The sequence below is a fragment of the Paraburkholderia sp. RHO2 genome, assembly GCF_050955445.1.
Lineage (GTDB): Bacteria > Actinomycetota > Actinomycetes > Mycobacteriales > Mycobacteriaceae > Prescottella > Prescottella agglutinans_A.
On the sequence record NZ_CP162617.1, the window covers coordinates 3,107,692 to 3,124,870 of the forward strand.

The window sequence follows — 17,179 nt, forward strand, 5'->3', positions numbered from 1 at the left end:
ACCTCGGCCACTCACGCCCGACGTGTGCCGATCTCCACCACATGCGCCCAGTCCGGCGGCAGGTCGGGGACGTAGTCGTCGTCATGCCACCCCCTCGGGCGCACCCGAGGAAACAGACCGACAACGGTTCGGCACCCGGGTCGACTGCTGGGCCAGGGCGTCTCCCCGTCGGTGAGGACGACGATCACGTCCGGGCGGGGCCGACCGCGCAGCACCCTGGCGAATCCGGTGCGCAGATCCGTGCCACCACCCCGGAACAAAGGAATGTCCTCGGCGCGGCACAGCGGGTGCACGACCCGCGCCGCCGCGTCGCACGACAGCACCGTCACGAGGTCGCGGCGCCCGCCCACGGCCCGCGTGATGGCTGCCACCTCGAGCAGTGCGCTGCCGAGGTCTGCGTCGCTGACCGATCCCGAGGTGTCGACGATGACGCTGACCCGGGGTGGGGTGCGCCGCAGGCTCGGCAGGACCGCGCCGGGCACGGCGGCCGAGCGCCGCGCCGGGCGCCGATAGGTGTAGTTCTCGCCCGCGCCGGACGAGGAGGTGGCGGAGCGGATCGCCGCGCCCAGCAGGGCCCGCCACGGCTGTGTCGGGTGGAGGGCTTCCTCCGCCCACCGCTGCCATCCGCGGGGTGTCTGCCCGGGCCGACCGACGATGCTGTGCGCCACCCGGAAACGGACCGCGTCGCGTTGCTGGTCACTGAGCCCGTTCGCCCCGTCGGGACCGAGCTCCCACTCCCGACACAGACCGTGGGCGCCGCTGCCGCAGTCGAGCCACGCCAGCCCGTCGGTGCGCGGGCCGAGGCGAAACTGGCGCAGGTAGTCCTCCATGAGTTGGCCCCCGTCCAACCCCAGGGTCCACGGCAGAACAGCGTCGTCCGGTGTCGGCAATCCGTGGCCGAACGCGTCGTCGTTGATCTCCGCATCGGCGGCGATGTTCATCCGTAGTCGATCAGCGCGACCGGTCAGGTCGTGAGTGCGTGCGTACCGGTCGCTGCGGCCGTGGTGGTCGCGCAGCAGATGCGACACCTCGTGAACCAGGATCGAGGCCAGCTCCTCCACCGGCCGCTGGGCGACGAAGGCCGGCGAGACGTAGCAGCGCCAGTGCCGGTCCACACCCACAGTCGGCACGCGGGGCGACGCGACGATGTGCAGCGCATACAGGGCGGTCGCCAGGTAGGGCCGGGCGCGGGCGGCGTGCAGCCGGGCGGCGTAGATCTTGTCGGTGTCCAGCGCCGACGCCGTTGTCATCGAACAGCCTGCGCGGCAGCGCTTTCGGCGGCGCGGTCGGCCGCCAGCGACACGGATACGACACCGGCGAGTTGGTCGATTCCCGTCGGTACCTCCCAGTCGTCCTGCCTCAGGGTGGCCAGAGTGGTCGCCGGCACGACCACGAGGTCCGGTGGCCCGGTCTGCACCGCGGCGACCAGGAGCGTCCACGCGGCATCCCAGCGAGATTTCTCCGGCCGCCGGCGGACGGCGTCAACCACGGCGTCGAGCACGGCCTGACGCAGATCGCCGCGCTCGGGCAGGTCGGCGGACGTCGGATCGGCGAGCAGCGTCTCGGGGTCCGGGAGGTCCATGCGGTCGAGGGCTGCCAGCAGTTCGAAACCGGGCCCGTCGCCGACGCTGCCCCGAACCAGCAGGGACAGCACGTCCGTCGACGACGATGCGGCGGTGGCGAACGCGATCAGCCGGACGGTCATGTCCCAGCTCCGCGGCGACGGCCACGCGCCGCCACGGCGGGTCTGACTGCCGGGTAGTCGGTGCACGAGACCGGGGCGGGCAGCGAGCAACTCGCAGACCGCACGTCGGGCGAATACCACCGCGTCCGAGAACTTCTCCGGGTCGAGCCGGGGCAACGTCGCGCGGGGCCAGGTGCCGCCGAGCCCGCGGACGACCACCTCGTGGTCGTGGGTCCAGTGCAGGTGCACGAAGCGGTTGGCCAACGGTGGGCTCAGCTCCCAGCCGTCCGCCGCCGACGACGGTGGGTTGGCGGCGGCCACGATGCGTACACCGGGCGGGAGTTGCAGGGCGCCGATTCGTCTTTCCAGGACGAGGCGCAGCAGGGCCGCCTGCACGGCGGGCGGCGCCGTCGACAGTTCGTCCAGAAACAGCAGTCCCCGCCCGGCCTGTACGAGCCGGACGGCCCAGTCGGGCGGGGCCATCGGCACACCGTGTATCGCCGGGTCCTCCCCGAGAACGGGCAGACCCGAGAAGTCCGACGGCTCGTGCACGCTTGCGATGACAGTGGTCAGTGGTAGGTCGAGCGCCTCTGCGAGCTGGGTCAGTGCGGCGGTCTTGCCGATTCCCGGTTCACCCCACAGCAGCACCGGCAGGTCCGCGGCCACCGCCAGGGTGAGGGCCTCGAGTTGATCGTCGGGGCGAGGTTCGGTGGTGACCGTGTCGAGCATCGCCGACAGTGCTGCGGCGCTGTCGAGTTCGGTACTGGACCGGTTCGGAAGAAGTACGGGAGACATGTGCATCACCTGTGATGTCGAGGGGAGTCGCAGGGTGGGTCCATCCGGACACACTGCAGGACAGAGGGTTTCCGAGAAGGTCGAGGGGACTCAGCGTGAGCGGGCGCGCCGGGACCGCTCGGGGCGCCGGGTCCGCGAGACGGGCGGTGTCTCCGCCGGTTCGGCGCGAAACCGGTCGTACGCGGCGCGGCGGTCCACGGACGCCCGGATCTCGTCCAGCAGGGGGCCGTCGCGGAGGACCGCGTCGCGGCCCAGCAGTCCTTCGACGACGTCCAGCGCCCCGGTGGCGTCTCCATGGTCCAGACGTTCACGAACGCCGGGCAGGCAGTCCGGGCGGCGATGGGCGCGGTCGATGGCCTGCAGGCACGGTAGCGGGGTGCCGCCGAGTGCGACGAGCAGTTCCTCGCGCCGAACCTCCGCGGGGTCGTGATCGAGTGCGGTCAGTGCACCGTCGAGCTGTCCGATCCGGTGCTGTTCACCACGGCAGTCCACCAGGTGAATCCCGTTCTCGCGGACGGGGATCCGCGATGGATCCGGCGGCGACCAGCCCGGTTCCAGAGCGGCCGCGACCAGCGGGTGCAACCGATCGACGGTGATCACTCCCGACCGGATCAGCTGCAGGTCGGGCAACACCCAGGTCGCGGCGTCGGGCAGCACCGGGAGCGCGGCGAGCCGTCCGCGCGGGTAGTCGGCCACGATCCGCACCGCGCCGGGATCGACGCCGGCGACGACCGGCTCCACCACCAGGTCGGACCGTCCGCCGCACCGCACCCGGACGGGGCCGTCGCCCAGCCCGTCCCCGCGGAGCAGAATGTCGGCTTCGGCAGCCCAGCGGTCGACGGCACAGCCCTCTGGTACCGCGCGAGCGAGGACGTGCCCATCCGACACTCCTCCTGTCCCGCAACGGATTCGCAGATCTCCTGACCTGCGCGCATCCCACAGGTGCCGATGGAGGTCCAGTCGGTAGCGGCGGTCGGGATAGGGATGGGGATGATGGGTGGAATCCGTGCCGTCCCACAGGGTCAGCACTATTCGCTGTCCGGCGTCCGCCCATGACGGCGCGGTGCGGGCTACCAAGTGCACCGAACCGGCCTGGCCGCAACGTTTTCGGCGTTCCGGTGGACCGTATCGCGCCAGCGAGACAGTCAGTCCAGGGCGCAGCAGCCCGTCGGGCGCAATCCGCGGCAGATGCCAGCGCAGCAGGTCGGGCGCCAGGTGCCGAAGGTCGGCCAGGACCTGTGTTGCGACATCCCGGCCGCGCCTCCGCGTCACTGCCCGTAGGTCGATTTCGGCATCGAAACCCGCTGCGGCACAGGCGCCGGACCAGTCGCCGGCAAGACGGCGTTCTGTTGCGGTCTCGATCATGGTCGGCGGCACGGCGTACTTGCGCACGCGCAGCCAGATGGACAGTCGGGGATCGGTCCCGTTCGCAGTCGGAGGGTGCATCAGCACTCACCGTTTGCGAACTGGGCCCCCAATCTTGGATCAGAGTAAGTCGTCATCGGCGCAATCGTAGCGTGCCGTAGCGATTTCGGCCAGTACAGCGTCCGCGGGGCCACGTCACCGGTTACCTGGAGCTTCCGGACGAGGCGAAGACCGGAAGATGATCGGCCGTCGACTGCGCCGCAGTCTTCGCTTCTGCCGACTCCGCACGCCCCGCATCGATCGACGAACGCCGATCCGACGGCTATCCGTCGACCGGTGGTGTCTGATCGCCGCGATCCGACTCGGTGCCCGAATCCGGATGCCCGCCTGAGGAAGATTCTTCCGGGGGACGGTCCGCCACGGTGACCAGCGCGGTTCGCAGGACGCGTCGGTCGCCGAGCCGGTAGCCGCGGCGCAGCACGGTGTCCACGATCGGGTCCGCGCCTTCTCCTTCGTGGTGGACGGCCTCGTGGAGGGCGGGGTCGAAGCGGTCGCCCACCTCACCGAAGGCGACCAGCCCGGCCCGGGTCAGGGTGTCGGTGAGCTTGCCGGCCAGCACCGCAAACGGCCCGTCCAGATCCCCGTGCGCACGGGCAAGATCGACATCGTCGAGGACCTCGAGCAGGTCCGTGAGCACCGCGGCAACAGCGGTTTCGGTGGCGGCCCGCCGGTCCCGCTCGACACGCCGCCGATAGTTCGCATACTCGGCCTGCACTCGTTGCAGGTCCTCGGTCAGCTCCGTCACGCGATCAGACTCTGCTCCCGCCGAGGTCGCAGTATCGGCGGGCGTGCCGCCCTCCGGCGGTGTCGACTGCGACTCCCCCGTCACCTCGACCGGATCCGGGAGGTGCTCCCGCACCTTCCCGGTGTCGGGGTCGATGCGACGCTTGTCGGTGATCGAGATCCGGTCCGGGCGCGGACGCTGGCCATCACGCTCGGCGGTCACCGCTCCTCCTTCCTCTCGTCGTCGTCGACGATCTCGGCGTCGACGACATCATCTGCCCCACTGGACGATCCATCCCCGCCCCCGGCGGAAGCACCCTCGGATTGCGCCTTGTAGATCGCCTGGCCCAGGGACTGCGACTCGGTCGACAGCTTCTCGACCGCGGCCTTCACGGCGGCGAGGTCGGTGCCGGCCAGTGCCGTCTTGACCTCGGCGATCGCGGCCTCGACCTTCTCCTTCACGTCGGCCGGAACCTTGGCAGCACCCTCCTCGGAGTCCTTGATGACCTTCTCGGTCTGATACACCAGCGAATCGGCCTGGTTGCGGACCTCGGCCTCCTCGCGGCGGGCCTTGTCCTCCTCGGCGTGCGCCTCGGCGTCCTTGACCATCCGGTCGATCTCCTCCTTGGACAGACCGGAACCCTCCTGGATCTTGATCGTGTTCTCCTTGCCGGTGCCCTTGTCCTTCGCGGTCACGTGCACGATGCCGTTGGCGTCGATGTCGAAGGTGACCTCGATCTGCGGCACACCGCGCGGGGCCGGCGGGATACCGGACAGCTCGAACGAACCGAGGAGCTTGTTGTGCGAGGCGATCTCACGCTCACCCTGGAACACCTGGATCTGCACCGACGGCTGGTTGTCGTCCGCCGTGGTGAACGTCTCGCTGCGCTTGGTCGGGATCGTGGTGTTGCGCTCGATCAGCTTGGTCATCACACCACCCTTGGTCTCGATACCCAGAGACAGCGGCGTGACGTCGAGCAGCAGCACGTCCTTGACCTCGCCCTTGAGGACACCGGCCTGCAGGGCGGCGCCGACCGCGACGACCTCGTCCGGGTTCACGCCCTTGTTGGGCTCGCGGCCACCGGTCAGCTCACGCACCAGATCCGAAACCGCCGGCATACGAGTCGAGCCACCGACGAGCACGACGTGGTCGATGTCCCCGACGTTGATGCCGGCGTCCTTGATGACCTGCTGGAACGGGTTGCGGGTGCGATCGAGCAGATCCGAGGTGATCTTCTGGAACTCGCTGCGGGTGAGCTGCTCGTCGAGGAACAGCGGGTTCTTGTCCGCGTCGACCGTGATGTAGGGCAGGTTGATCGAGGTGCTCTGCGAGCTCGACAGCTCGATCTTCGCCTTCTCCGCCGCCTCACGCAGACGCTGCAGGGCCATCTTGTCCTTGGTCAGGTCGATGCCGTTCTGCGCCTTGAACTTCTCGACCAGCCACGACACGACACGCTCGTCCCAGTCGTCGCCACCGAGGTGGTTGTCACCCGAGGTCGCACGGACCTCGACGACACCGTCACCGATCTCGAGCAGCGACACGTCGAAGGTGCCACCACCGAGGTCGAAGACCAGGATGGTCTGCTCCTTCTCGCCCTTGTCCAGGCCGTACGCCAGCGCGGCCGCCGTCGGCTCGTTGACGATGCGCAGCACGTTCAGACCCGCGATCTGCCCGGCCTCCTTGGTGGCCTGACGCTGCGAATCCTCGAAGTACGCCGGCACGGTGATCACGGCGTCGGTGATCTCCTCACCCAGGTACGCCTCCGCGTCACGCTTGAGCTTCATCAACACCCGAGCGCTGATCTCCTGCGCCGTGTACTTCTTGTCGTCGATCTCCACCGTCCAATGACTACCGATCACGCGTTTCACCGACCGCACCGTACGTTCGATGTTGGTGACCGCCTGATTCTTGGCAGGCTGACCGACCAACACCTCACCCTTGCGGGCGAACGCGACGATCGACGGGGTGGTGCGCGAGCCCTCGGAGTTGGCGACCACCACGGGCTCGCCGGCCTCGAGCACACACACCACCGAATTGGTGGTCCCCAAATCGATCCCCACTGCGCGTGCCATCACACCCTCCTTCCAGGTCAGCTGCACCTCGACGACCGCGGCATCTCAGCCGCGGAGCTGAGTGCATCACACTCAATTTTCCGACCGATCACCCACAGGAGCAAGATCGAACCTGAGCGCTCCGCACTCAATATCTGTTCGGGTGTCAGCTCCGTGCCGAATGAACACACCGACCGGCGTCCCCGCCAATATGGCTCCGTTGCCAGGGAAGGTATGCCCGCCACTGCCTGTGAAGCTCTTCCACAACGGTGCACTCAGGAGCAGACTGGATACGAGATCGTCGAGGAGGCATGAGGCATGCGAGCCGTCGTCGGAGACCGTCTGCACATCCACGGTCGAGTGGTCGGTCAAACAGAGCACACTGCGGAAGTTCTCGAGGTTCGAGGCAGTGACGGCCATCCTCCGTACTTGGTCCGCCACCCGGACGGACACGAAGCGCTCGTGTTCCCCGGACCCGACACCTCGGTCGAACATCCACAGCACCAGTGAGCGCCGCACAGGAATAGATCGGCGTCCGCGTTCGCCGGCCTGACGCACTTCGTCTGCTCTACCCAGCCGCGGTCGAGGACTGCGATCGCCCCGCCAACAGCGGTGTGGGCGGGGCGACCGCATCCGTGTGGGTTTCGGCTTCCGTTGTCCGTCGATCACCACCCTCCATCACGCGTCCGGAATGAGCGAAAGCTCCGCCTTGCCCTGGTCTCTGAACGGTCGGTCAGGCGTTGATGGCCTTGGCCTCGCCCGAGCCGGTGATCTCGATCTTGCGCGGCTTTGCCTTCTCCGCGATCGGGATGACCACGCGCAGGACGCCGTCGGTGTAGCTGGCCTCGATCTTGTCGGTGTCGAGGGTCTCGCCGAGGAACAGTTGCCGGCTGAAAACCCCGCGCGGGCGCTCCGCGGACACCAGCTCTCGATCAGCGTCGAGTGCTGGGCGTTCGGCGTGCACGGTGAGCACGTTCTGCTCCACATCGAGGTCGATCGAGTCGGCGCTCACGCCGGGCAAGTCGAACTCCGCAACGAACGTGTCACCTTCACGCCATGCGTCCAGCGGCATCACCGCGGGCCGCGCAACCGTTCCGAACACCTGCTGGGCAAGACGATCGAAGTCGCGGAACGGATCGGTACGCATCAACATCATCGGTCACCTCCAGAGTGTGAACCTCACGGACATGTGGAAGAACACCATCAGAAGATCTGTTATTCCTCACACAGATTTGTTTCCCGCCGCAATGTGAGCCGAACAGACCCAGCCGCCGGACTCCATGACTCGCGAGTCCACGCCCCGATCCCGCCGGCGACCTGGTCGTCTTGCGCCCCATCGGAAAACTGGTCTCCACCGGCGTCACCTTGCCCTGTCAGGCACGTCATTATCTATGCCAATTGATACATATTCGTAATGGCATCAGATAGAGAGATCTGCGGAGTGCGCGGCTATGGTGGGAGCGCACAGTGAGGCCGCGCCCACACGCGGTGGGCGCACCGGGTGGACAAGGAGGTGTGGAACTGTGCGCCGCGCGAATCAGAACATCCCATCTCAACTGCGGCACCACGACGATCGTCGAACTCCCGTTCCGGTCGTCGACGAGCCGATCCGATGGCCGGAGCCCAGTCCACTGAGTACGTGGTGGCAGGCCGTCATGGAGGTCCCTGATGTCGATCGCTGACGATCATCGCGTGCGCCAGTGGTCCTTCCAGTGCACCTGCTGCGACTACACCTTCCGCACCACCGCCAGAACCCGGATCGCGGCCCAGACCGCTGCCTACACCAACGGTTGGCTGCTGTCGCCGGCGCCCCGGTGCCCAGGATGCCTGACCGCTCGAGCCTGTATGCACATCAGCCAGTCGTCGACGCCGGGCGCGGCATGATGCACTCAACCGTCCGACCAACCACCCCAACAGTTTCCAGGAGGCCGGGATGCGTGTGGACGTCTCCCACTACCTGGCCGGCGAGGCCTGTCTCGAAGGACGACCCTCACGACCCGCTCGCACCACGGTGGCGGCAATCTTCGGCGACGTCGACGAGCTGACAGTGGCCCGGTTCGCCGAAGGTCTTCGTCACGCGATCGACACCGCCGTAGGCACCCTTGTCGTCGATCTCACCCATGTCGGATTCCTCGGCATCGCCGGTGCTCAGTCCCTGGCCGCAGTGGAAGCACACGCCGACACCGAAGGCGTGAATCTGCTGTTGGTGGGCGGACGGGCGGTGGCTCGATGCCTCGAGGTGACCGGACTGCTCGCGAGATTCCAGTGCTTTCCGTCGATGCACTCCGCGATGATCACGGGTCCGACGGAATAGTTCGCGCTCGCTCCCCGGGCGATGACGGCTCTCGTGCACGGCGTCGCGTCAGGCCCGCCAGGTCGCCATCTGCGCCCGAAACGTCGCGCACGTCACGATGTCGGGCTTGCTGCATTGGACGGCGTGGGCCAGGAGCTCATGGGCGTGCTGAAGGTCGACGATGCGGCGCTCGATCTCGACGAGCTTGTCGGTCAGCATCGCCTTCCGCCGCGGCCGCTCCTGCTGGACCTCGCGAATCTCGTCCAAGCTGAGCCCGGCTGTCTGGAACTTGCGCAACAACACGATCCGGTCCGTGGCCTCGGGCGGATAGCGTCGCTGACCACCCCGTCGCTCAGGCTCCGGTAAGAGCCCGTGCCGCTCCCAATACCGTATCGCCGAGGCTGGGACTCCGGTGCTCGCGGCGAGCTGACCGATCGTCATCACGGCTGTTCCTCCTGTACCGACGCGGCGCTTGACTTAAACCCAAGTTTAAGGCGCACGGTTGTCTGCATCGGCGGCAACCGGCCGCCGACTACCCGATCGGAAAGGTCTGATCATGAAGGGAACACCGGGAGCGACACCGCAGGCCCAGCAAATCGCCGACACCGCCGCGCAGCTGTTCACAGCCGGCGTGATGTCGCACTCCGGGCACGCCAACATCAGCGCGCGGGTGGACAACGAACGCTTCGCCATGACCCCGGGCTTCATCCGCGATCTGCGGCCCGAACAGGTGGCGATCGTCCATCAGGACGGGCGCGTCCTCGAGGGAGAGCTACGGTCCTCCAGCGCCGAAATCATCACCATGCATGGCATCGTCTATCGCAAGCGCCCCGAGGTGGGGGCTGTCATCCACACGCACTCGCCCGCCTCGACCGCATTCGCGGTGGCCCACCGGCCGCTGCCGTGCCGAACCGAGCCGATGCTGCGTTTCGGCCAGGCCGAGGACGTGCCGGTCGTCGCGTGGGGGCCGCGCGGCTCGGACGTGTCGGTCCGCAGCATCGCGCAGATCCTCGACGAGCGCCCGACCACGCAGGCCGTGCTGTTGGCCAACCATGGACTGATGGTCTTCGGCCCGGACCCGACATCGGCCGCCGCGCTCGTGTACGCGATCGAGGAGAGCGCCGAAGCGGAAATCGCCGCGCGCGCCATCGGCGGGGCGGTGGACTTCCCGGCGGGCGCCCTCGAGGCCGTTCGCGCGTCGATGGCCCGGGTGTCATGAGCGACAGCGCATCCCGCGCCGAAGCGATCCGCGACCGCTACCGCTCGACGCTCGGCGCCATCCCCCGCGGTGCCGAGGACCGGCTGCGCTTGGCCGAACAACACGATCGACTCGACACCGAAGAAGCGATCATGGCGCTGCGCCACATCGTGCTGACCGACAATGCGCTGGGACCACGCGTGCAGCAACTGGTCCACTTCGGTCAGCTGCTGGCCCTGGGCCGCTCGGACCCTGCCCGGATCCACGCCCGCGGCGCACTCCATGCCGGTGCGACCACCGCCGACCTCATCGGCGTGGCCGAATCCGCTGTCCTCACCGCCGGCGTGCCCGCCTACGCCCTCGGCATCGAGATCATCGCCGAGCTCATCCCGCATTCAGACTGAATTCCGGCCCTTCACCCACCCGCTCTCTCGGGAGGGTCCGGTCTCGCCCCGGACCCTCCCGGTCACGCTCGGATCAGCTGGGTCTCAACGAAGATCACCGCTCACGACCCACAGGTGTCCAAATGGGTCCTTGACCCTGCCCTGCCGCTTGCCGTACGGCCGGTTCTCCACCGGGATCAGCAAGTCGGCTCCCATCCGCACCATGCGGTGCGCCGTCGAATCTGGATCAGGCACGTTGACAGTGATGAGGACGGGTGATCCGCCCACGGAGTGGGGATCGTTCCACCCCCACTCCTCAACGCTCTGCGCAAGAGCGAGAGTTGCTGACATGAAAGCGATTTCGGCATGATTCACCACGCCACGCTCATCGGCCACTCTCGAGGCCAACGCCGCGTCCAGGGCGTTGGTGTAGAAGTCGATCGCCGCGTCCGCATCGGACACGAGCAACTTGGGGTGAAGTTCACTGGTCATGACTCGATGATCACCGGGAAGGACGGCGCCAGCCTTGTAGATTTCGGCCTTCCTCCGCCAACCATGCGGATGGTGTTGTCCCCATGAATTCGTTGAAATCATGCACGAGGTGACTTTGGTCGTGGTAGCCACTTTCGGCTGCAACCTGAGCCCACGAGTCGGCACCGTCACCGGCCCGACCGACGGCCGCCGCCAACCGCGCGATGCGTGAAGCGAGCGTCGGACCGATCCCGAACGCCCGCCCCATCACGCGTCGCACGTGCCGTGGGCTCAAGTGGACCTGTCGAGCCAGCTCGTCGACACGCACCCTGCCACCGCTTGCTTGGATGACGTGCAGCAGCTCGAGGGCGTCACTCGATACGGCGACCCGCGTCGCCCGTTCCAGACGCTCCAGGAGACGAACTCGCATCAGCCACTCTCGTTGCTCGGCAGCGTGACTCGCCAGCTCCTCGCTCAGAGAAGCGACCCACGGCAGAAGGGCATCGGCACCGACTCCGCCCGCATCCACTTCGCTGAGTGGTAATCCGGCAAGACGGTGCATCGCCAGAGGCGACAACTCCACGTACACCGTCGGTTGGTGCGACCGGAGGACGAGGGACGGCGTGGCCTTTCCGGGCCGCATCAGTCCGGCGACGACCGCCTGCATGTGCTGCACCTGTCCGCCGTATCGAACCTCGACGGGGTCGCCCAGGCTGACCACCAGCCGAGCGGACAACGCGGGCACGGCTCTGTGCACACGAGGGAGGCCCACATGTTCGCTCGCGGAAACCACGACGATGCCGGCCTCGCGAGATGCCCGGCGCAGTTCCACTGATGCATTCTCGCATCGGTCGGCGGACCGGGGGCACAGTCTGGTCACCGACAATCGCCCGACGGCACGGGCCACGAACCTCGGGAACCACAACATCTCGTGGTCGGTACCCGTACTACCGACGACACGACGACTGTGTTGCGGCAGCGTGCTCGTCCTCGTCACCCACCAGCCAAAGCCGCGAACCGGTCGGCGAGTCCCGCCGGCCGTGGTCATCTGCCCGTCGGGACCCGAGAACCGCATATGTGGCAGCCGCAGAGCCCGCTCAGCGGAGCCTTCGCCTTCGCCTTCGGGACCACAGTTGCTGGAGCGACAACGTCGGCGTGCCCGAGCAGTGAGAAGAACCGGCAGACCGCAGGGAGCCGGCCGCCCGAACCCGATGTTGGAACTGGCCATGTCCCCGTGGCGTGCGTCTTGTCCGCGCGCTACAGCGGCGCGGTGATCGGCGCCTCCGGCGCATAGGTGACGGAGGTGGCCCCGGTCAGCAGGTAGTCCGTGATCGCCGTATCGACCGTGATATTGCCGCCCTGAATGGCAGCGCCATGGTCCCCGCCTTCCACGGTCACCAGGTGCGCATCCATGTCGCGGGCAAGTCGAACACCGCCGTCATAGGGGGTCTGCGGGTCCCGCAGTCCCTGCAACACAAGGGGCGCCGTGACCAAACCGCGGTTGCCGACCTTCGGTAGCGCGGTCACCGGCGGCGCGCCCACGCACCCCGCACCTGCGCTGTAGCCGTAGCCGATGGCGTCGAACAGGTCGCCGGTGACGAACGTCGAGAAGAGCCAACCCGGAAGCCGAACGGGCCGCGGCGCGACCGCGTTCTCGTTGCAGAGCACAACGGCCTGCATCATCTGGGCCTGGACGATCGAGTCGAGCTGCTCCTCAGTGACGTCGCCGGGCGCACCGTCAGGGAGGGATCCGAGGCCGTCCCGGATGACGCGGGCGATCATCGGCCAGCCGTTCCGGGCCGGCAGCGTTTGGCGTGTGGCGGCGTAGAGGCTGGACGTGGTCTGGACGTGGTTCGGATCGGCGATACGACGCACGAACGCCTCGAACTGGACCCGGGCGGGCCCGGTGAGATCGACACCGGACCGGTACGCGTCGGCGACAGCCTCGAGGCCGGGTGGGACGTCGCCGATTTGGGCCGGTGGGGGCGCGATGGTGGGGTTGCCGCCTGCCTCCTCGACGATGCGGTCGGACCAACGCTGGTACACCTTCAGCGGGGTGTCGCCGAGACCGTAGGTCGCGTCGTTGGCCGCGATCCAGTCCATGAGGTCGTAGAACCGCGTCTTGTAGCCGTCGTTCTGGCGCCACAGGACGTCGTTCCACAACCAGTCGCGATCGACCGCCGAGTCGAGCACCATCCGTCCCGTGTGCTGGGGGAACAATGTGGCGTACGTCGAGGCGAGAATGGTGCCGTACGACAGGCCGTAGACATCGATCACGTCAGCGCCGAGCGCGATCCGTACCTGTTCCCAGTCGCGCGCGGTGTTCTCGGTCGTGATGTGCGCGGTGGCGCCGGGTGCCCCACCGTCGCACGCCAGCCGCGCCGCCCCGCCAGCGAATCCGATGTTCATCGCGGCCAGCAACTCCGGGGTGACGGCGCATTCGACCGCCCCAGCATGCGCGAGACCCCGCGGCTGCACACCGATGACGTCCCACTGCCGGCGGACCTGCTCGGGAAGTGCCTGCGCGATCATGCTGTTGGACGCGATCGCGTCGCCGCCGGGCCCGCCGGGGTTGGTGAAGAGCACGCCCCGACGCGCGTCCAGGTCCTCGGCGCGGTGACGGGTGACGAGGACGTCGATCGATCCGGCACCCGGATTCGCGTAGTCGCGCGGCACCGTGACGGATCCACACTGGTCGGTGTCCGGATCGAGCGCATACTCGGCGGGGCACGGGCCCCAGGCCAGCTCCTTGCCTGCTGGGGTGGCCGCAGCTGAAGGTACTGCGGCGGAGGCGAATCCGACCGTCAACCCGATCGCGACGGCACCGAGGCGAGCCCTGCGAGCGGGACGGGACTGTGACTTTCGAATACTGCTCCCCGAATTCAGCACATCCACGACGGTACTGCGCGCGAGCACTTTCCGCAGAATCCGGTCCACCCGCGACAGGCTTGGCTTCCGGTGCCGAGTGAAGTTTCTCGATGTCGCTAGGAACGGATCGTCCATCCAGCGGACATGGGCCGCAAGCGTAGCGGCGCTACGTCGGTCGCCGGGCCTCGGCCGACTTGCCGTAGTCCGGTCCGTAAGCCTCTTCGGTGACGGAATGTTCCAGGCGGGACTCGGCAGAGCGATCCTGTTCAATTCCGAACGCCAGACCGGCATCGCGACCGAGGCCTGATGCGCGCTGTCACGCTATGGCAGCGAAGCCCATATCCATCCAGTGAATCCAGTGGCCGGACTCGTCCTGCCGCTCCCAGCGGGCCGTCATCGACGACGTGTCTTTGGACGTCCGGAGGATGCTACGCATCCCTTCGCCCAGGAACGTCCACGTGCCGTCCGCGTTCAGACGTGCGGTCATCGTCCCGAATGTCCCGGAGCCGTCGAATGCCCGCATGGCGTACGTGTCGGTCTCGGTGTCGTGGTCGCCGATCAGCTCCAGCGCTTGCACATGATTGTCGCCGATCATCACGTCGACACGATGGATGACCCACATACCGCCGGGCATCCACTCGTACTCGTCGGTGCCGGCGATGGTCGTCACCTCCTGCCCTTGCTCGTCGAACACCGTTCCCGACGTCCTCCACCGTCCGATGACGCTGTCGAACGGACGCATCGTGTCTGCGGCAACTGTCATTGTTGGTCCTCTCGTATCCGCAACCGACGGGCGTCCCTGCCCTCCCGGCACTGCAATCGTTCCATTTCCTGAGGCCGTACGCTCCGCGACGGAAAGCACGCGATAGTCGACTGCTCGCTCATACAGATAGACCGGCGGCCGCCCGAGAACTCATCGGACCCAGTCCTGCCTGCCGACCGATTCACCCGGACATGTCATCCACCGGTCTGATGTGGGTGAGCCCGGCTCGGTTCACGCAGAGACAGTCACCGACAACGCACTCGTATGCCGCACGCACAGGTCTACCTGCGGCGCCTACGCATCACGAGCCAGCCGCCGATACCGCACAGCACGACCGCCGCAGCAGCAACGGCGATCGCGACACCCGTGGTCGAGGACGCCGAGTCGGACGTGTCTGCCGCTGCCGCTACGTCGTTGGCAGCATCTGCCGCCGCGCCGCCACCGGCGGGATCACTGGCCGCCGCATCGTCGGCGGTCGCGGTCGTGGCGTTCTCGCCGAAGATCGCGTCGGTGATCGCAGTCGAGTACGAGGGACCTGTTTCCTGCGTCCCGCTCACGGTCAGGTCCAGTCGGATCGGGATAGGCCGCTTCTCGCCTTCCTTCGCGGTAGAGCCCGCTTTCACCGCGATGTAGTACCACCCCGGCACGGCTTGCCGGCGGGTCTCGACGACAGTGGACTCTCGGTTGTTGTAGCGGACCGGCACCGTGGCGAATGCCGGTTCGTTCGCCGGTAGTACGGCGTCGGTGCCGGTGTACGCCGCGAAGTCCCGGTCGAGCTCTTCGCGGGTCGGGGCGTACAGCACCGTCTGGATGTTCGAGACGTTCTCCACGCCGCGGCCACCGTTCGCGTCGTAGTGCACGCGGTATGCCAGTCCTTGTCCCCAGTCCAGTTCGACCTTGTAGAACACGAATTCGCCGGTCTGAAGGGTGTCGGTGTAGCGGCCGCTGCCGTCGAGTTCGGTGGCTACGTTGAATGACCCGCCTCCGACGGCAGGGGTTCCGGCACCTACAGGTTCAGTGAAGGCGGTCGGGGCCGTGGTCGCAGGCGGGCCGGGATCGGTTGCGGCGGATTCGGTTCCGACAAGCAGTTCGATCGGCAGCCGTTCCGGCACTCCACGGGAGACCTTGTCCCAGGTCGGCGCGAAGTAGTAGCGGCCGCCGCCCTTGCAGGTGTCGGCGCTGGTGCCGTCCATGGGGCGATCCTTCGTCGCCCCGTCGAATGCGGTGGCGACCGTGAGCGCTGCCCCGTCACTCGAATTCGTGACCTGCTCGAATGTGTACTTGTTGCAGTCTCGCCCGTCCCTGCCGTACACCCGCAGGCTCAGGACGTTCATATCCTCGACGCTGGGGACATCGGGCACGCGGGGAAAGGAGATAGTTCCGCTGAAGTAGGCGGTGGCCCCGTCGGGGATGTCTACGGCGTAGTAGCGGGTCTCCTTCTGCCCGATCGTGTCCAGGTACTGCCCCGGCCGCGCCACCGGCGCGCCGTTGTACTGGGCGGTTCCGGCGATCGGCGTTCCGGCGGCCTCGTAGTTACGCAGGGCGGCGGCGGTGACCCTCGGCAGAACTCGCTCCAGAGCCGGTCCGTCCGCGGCCTCGGTGTACGTGCCTCCGGTGGCCCGGGCCATGCACGTGAGCTGCGCGCGCGCCGCGGCGTCGACCCCGAAGCCGATGGCGTGCATCACCAGATCGACACCCTGCGTCTTCAATTCCCTGGCGACCTCACAGGGTTCGGGTGGCGAACAGGTGTCCTCTCCGTCGGAGACCAGCACGATCGAGCGCGGTCCCGAGCTCGGTAGGGCTGCGGCGGCCTCCCGCAGCGCGTTGCCCATCGGCGTCCAGCCGCTCGGTTTCACGCTGTCGACCGCACTGTTGAGGCCGGCCCGGTCGAGCGTGTCAGCCTGGCGGAGCACGCGGATGTCGCGACAGCCCGCGGCCTTCTCGGCATCGTCGCTGCCGGTGCCGGTGCCGTACACCGTCAAGCCAACCTTCGAGTCGACCGGTGCCGTTTCGACGAATGCATGGACGGCCCTCTTCGCCGCATCCATCATCGTTCCTGCCGGATCGGGACGCTGCATGGATCCGGACGCATCGAGGATGAGCATCGTCGGCGCGTACTGTGCACCCGATTCGCTACTCCCCTGCGCCGCTGCCGGTGCTGCAGCCATCGTCAGCCCGATCAGTCCCGCGGCCATCCCCGCAGTCAATTTCGACAGTCGCTCAGCAATCTTCGGCATCGTCCCCCGCCTGCTTCGTGTGCCAACTCACTTCCGGGACCGACCATACAGACGCTATACGGGGCCTCGTCCACCCGTTTACGGTGACCAGTGCAACGGTGACCAGTGCAACGGTGACCAGTGCAACGGATCGATGACCAGACGGATGACGTCGAGCAATCCGCGCTATTCGGAACATGAGGGCGGCTGTTCGACTCCCGGACGCGCACATTGGCAACACTGTCGGGCGGACGGGCGAAGAAGTCGCCGGATACATTTCAACGCAATATCACTGTGGGGGTGGCGAA

The 17,179-nt window shown here is 67.5% G+C and carries 17 protein-coding genes; 5 read left to right on the forward strand and 12 right to left on the reverse strand.

All coding sequences use genetic code 11. The features are described from left to right. Positions 1 to 11 precede the first annotated feature (11 nt). The 5 genes from ABTV10_RS14420 to dnaK all read right to left on the reverse strand — a co-directional run bounded on the left by ABTV10_RS14420 (position 12) and on the right by dnaK (position 6,700). On the reverse strand, positions 12 to 1,250 hold the full coding sequence (locus tag ABTV10_RS14420; RefSeq protein WP_499027963.1) for a vWA domain-containing protein: 1,239 nt from the start codon (positions 1,248 to 1,250) through the stop codon (positions 12 to 14). Next, positions 1,247 to 2,479 carry an AAA family ATPase gene (locus ABTV10_RS14425; protein ID WP_499027964.1) on the reverse strand — a complete coding sequence of 411 codons (1,233 nt, stop codon included), beginning with the start codon at positions 2,477 to 2,479 and terminating at the stop codon, positions 1,247 to 1,249. The genes ABTV10_RS14420 and ABTV10_RS14425 overlap by 4 nt, the downstream gene beginning before the upstream one ends. Positions 2,480 to 2,569: 90 nt before the next feature. Then, positions 2,570 to 3,925: a hypothetical protein gene (locus ABTV10_RS14430; protein ID WP_499027966.1), complete on the reverse strand. Its 1,356-nt coding sequence runs from the start codon at positions 3,923 to 3,925 to the stop codon at positions 2,570 to 2,572. 241 nt (positions 3,926 to 4,166) lie between these two features. Continuing rightward, the gene (gene grpE / locus ABTV10_RS14435) at positions 4,167 to 4,850 is read right to left on the reverse strand and encodes a nucleotide exchange factor GrpE (protein WP_499027967.1); all 684 of its coding nucleotides are present in this window, start codon (positions 4,848 to 4,850) and stop codon (positions 4,167 to 4,169) included. Continuing rightward, positions 4,847 to 6,700 (reverse strand): molecular chaperone DnaK, encoded by a 1,854-nt coding sequence (gene dnaK / locus ABTV10_RS14440; RefSeq protein ID WP_499027969.1) that lies wholly within the window; start codon positions 6,698 to 6,700, stop codon positions 4,847 to 4,849. Before dnaK ends, grpE begins: the two co-directional genes overlap by 4 nt. A gap of 297 nt (positions 6,701 to 6,997) precedes the next feature. Between dnaK and ABTV10_RS14445 the strand changes: the two genes are divergently transcribed. Beyond that, positions 6,998 to 7,189: a DUF1918 domain-containing protein gene (locus ABTV10_RS14445; protein ID WP_499027971.1), complete on the forward strand. Its 192-nt coding sequence runs from the start codon at positions 6,998 to 7,000 to the stop codon at positions 7,187 to 7,189. A 223-nt stretch (positions 7,190 to 7,412) separates the two neighbouring features. Here ABTV10_RS14445 and ABTV10_RS14450 read toward each other — a convergent pair whose 3' ends face one another. Beyond that, entirely contained in the window at positions 7,413 to 7,835 is a 423-nt protein-coding gene (locus ABTV10_RS14450; RefSeq protein WP_499027973.1) for an Hsp20/alpha crystallin family protein, read from the reverse strand. Positions 7,836 to 8,347: 512 nt separating this feature from the next. Between ABTV10_RS14450 and ABTV10_RS14455 the strand changes: the two genes are divergently transcribed. Continuing rightward, positions 8,348 to 8,563 (forward strand): hypothetical protein, encoded by a 216-nt coding sequence (locus ABTV10_RS14455; protein WP_499027975.1) that lies wholly within the window; start codon positions 8,348 to 8,350, stop codon positions 8,561 to 8,563. 49 nt (positions 8,564 to 8,612) lie between these two features. Further along, a complete protein-coding gene (locus tag ABTV10_RS14460) occupies positions 8,613 to 8,993 on the forward strand; it encodes an STAS domain-containing protein (RefSeq protein WP_499027977.1) in 381 nt (126 codons plus the stop codon). A gap of 48 nt (positions 8,994 to 9,041) precedes the next feature. On the opposite strand, the gene ABTV10_RS14465 is transcribed toward ABTV10_RS14460, so the two are convergent. Continuing rightward, the gene (locus ABTV10_RS14465; protein WP_433604795.1) at positions 9,042 to 9,413 is read right to left on the reverse strand and encodes a MerR family transcriptional regulator; all 372 of its coding nucleotides are present in this window, start codon (positions 9,411 to 9,413) and stop codon (positions 9,042 to 9,044) included. 115 nt (positions 9,414 to 9,528) lie between these two features. On the opposite strand from ABTV10_RS14465, the gene ABTV10_RS14470 reads away from it, so the two are divergent. Together ABTV10_RS14470 and ABTV10_RS14475 are read left to right on the forward strand one after the other, a co-directional pair. Continuing rightward, a complete protein-coding gene (locus ABTV10_RS14470) occupies positions 9,529 to 10,191 on the forward strand; it encodes a class II aldolase/adducin family protein (protein WP_499027979.1) in 663 nt (220 codons plus the stop codon). Beyond that, positions 10,188 to 10,574 carry a carboxymuconolactone decarboxylase family protein gene (locus tag ABTV10_RS14475; protein WP_499027981.1) on the forward strand — a complete coding sequence of 129 codons (387 nt, stop codon included), beginning with the start codon at positions 10,188 to 10,190 and terminating at the stop codon, positions 10,572 to 10,574. The genes ABTV10_RS14470 and ABTV10_RS14475 overlap by 4 nt, the downstream gene beginning before the upstream one ends. Before the next feature lie 84 nt (positions 10,575 to 10,658). Here the strand turns inward: ABTV10_RS14475 and ABTV10_RS14480 are convergent, their stop codons facing one another. From ABTV10_RS14480 to ABTV10_RS14500, 5 genes are all read right to left on the reverse strand, one after another. Continuing rightward, entirely contained in the window at positions 10,659 to 11,045 is a 387-nt protein-coding gene (locus ABTV10_RS14480) for a VOC family protein (RefSeq protein WP_499027983.1), read from the reverse strand. A gap of 10 nt (positions 11,046 to 11,055) precedes the next feature. Beyond that, complete coding sequence (locus ABTV10_RS14485) at positions 11,056 to 11,856, reverse strand: helix-turn-helix domain-containing protein (protein WP_499027985.1); 801 nt, start codon at positions 11,854 to 11,856, stop codon at positions 11,056 to 11,058. Between the two features lie 425 nt (positions 11,857 to 12,281). Further along, positions 12,282 to 13,913, reverse strand: a complete 1,632-nt coding sequence (locus ABTV10_RS14490; protein WP_499027986.1) for an alpha/beta hydrolase — start codon at positions 13,911 to 13,913, stop codon at positions 12,282 to 12,284. Between the two features lie 295 nt (positions 13,914 to 14,208). Further along, positions 14,209 to 14,655 (reverse strand): hypothetical protein, encoded by a 447-nt coding sequence (locus ABTV10_RS14495; RefSeq protein ID WP_499027987.1) that lies wholly within the window; start codon positions 14,653 to 14,655, stop codon positions 14,209 to 14,211. A 281-nt stretch (positions 14,656 to 14,936) separates the two neighbouring features. Further along, positions 14,937 to 16,892: a vWA domain-containing protein gene (locus ABTV10_RS14500; RefSeq protein WP_499027989.1), complete on the reverse strand. Its 1,956-nt coding sequence runs from the start codon at positions 16,890 to 16,892 to the stop codon at positions 14,937 to 14,939. Positions 16,893 to 17,179: the final 287 nt, after the last annotated feature.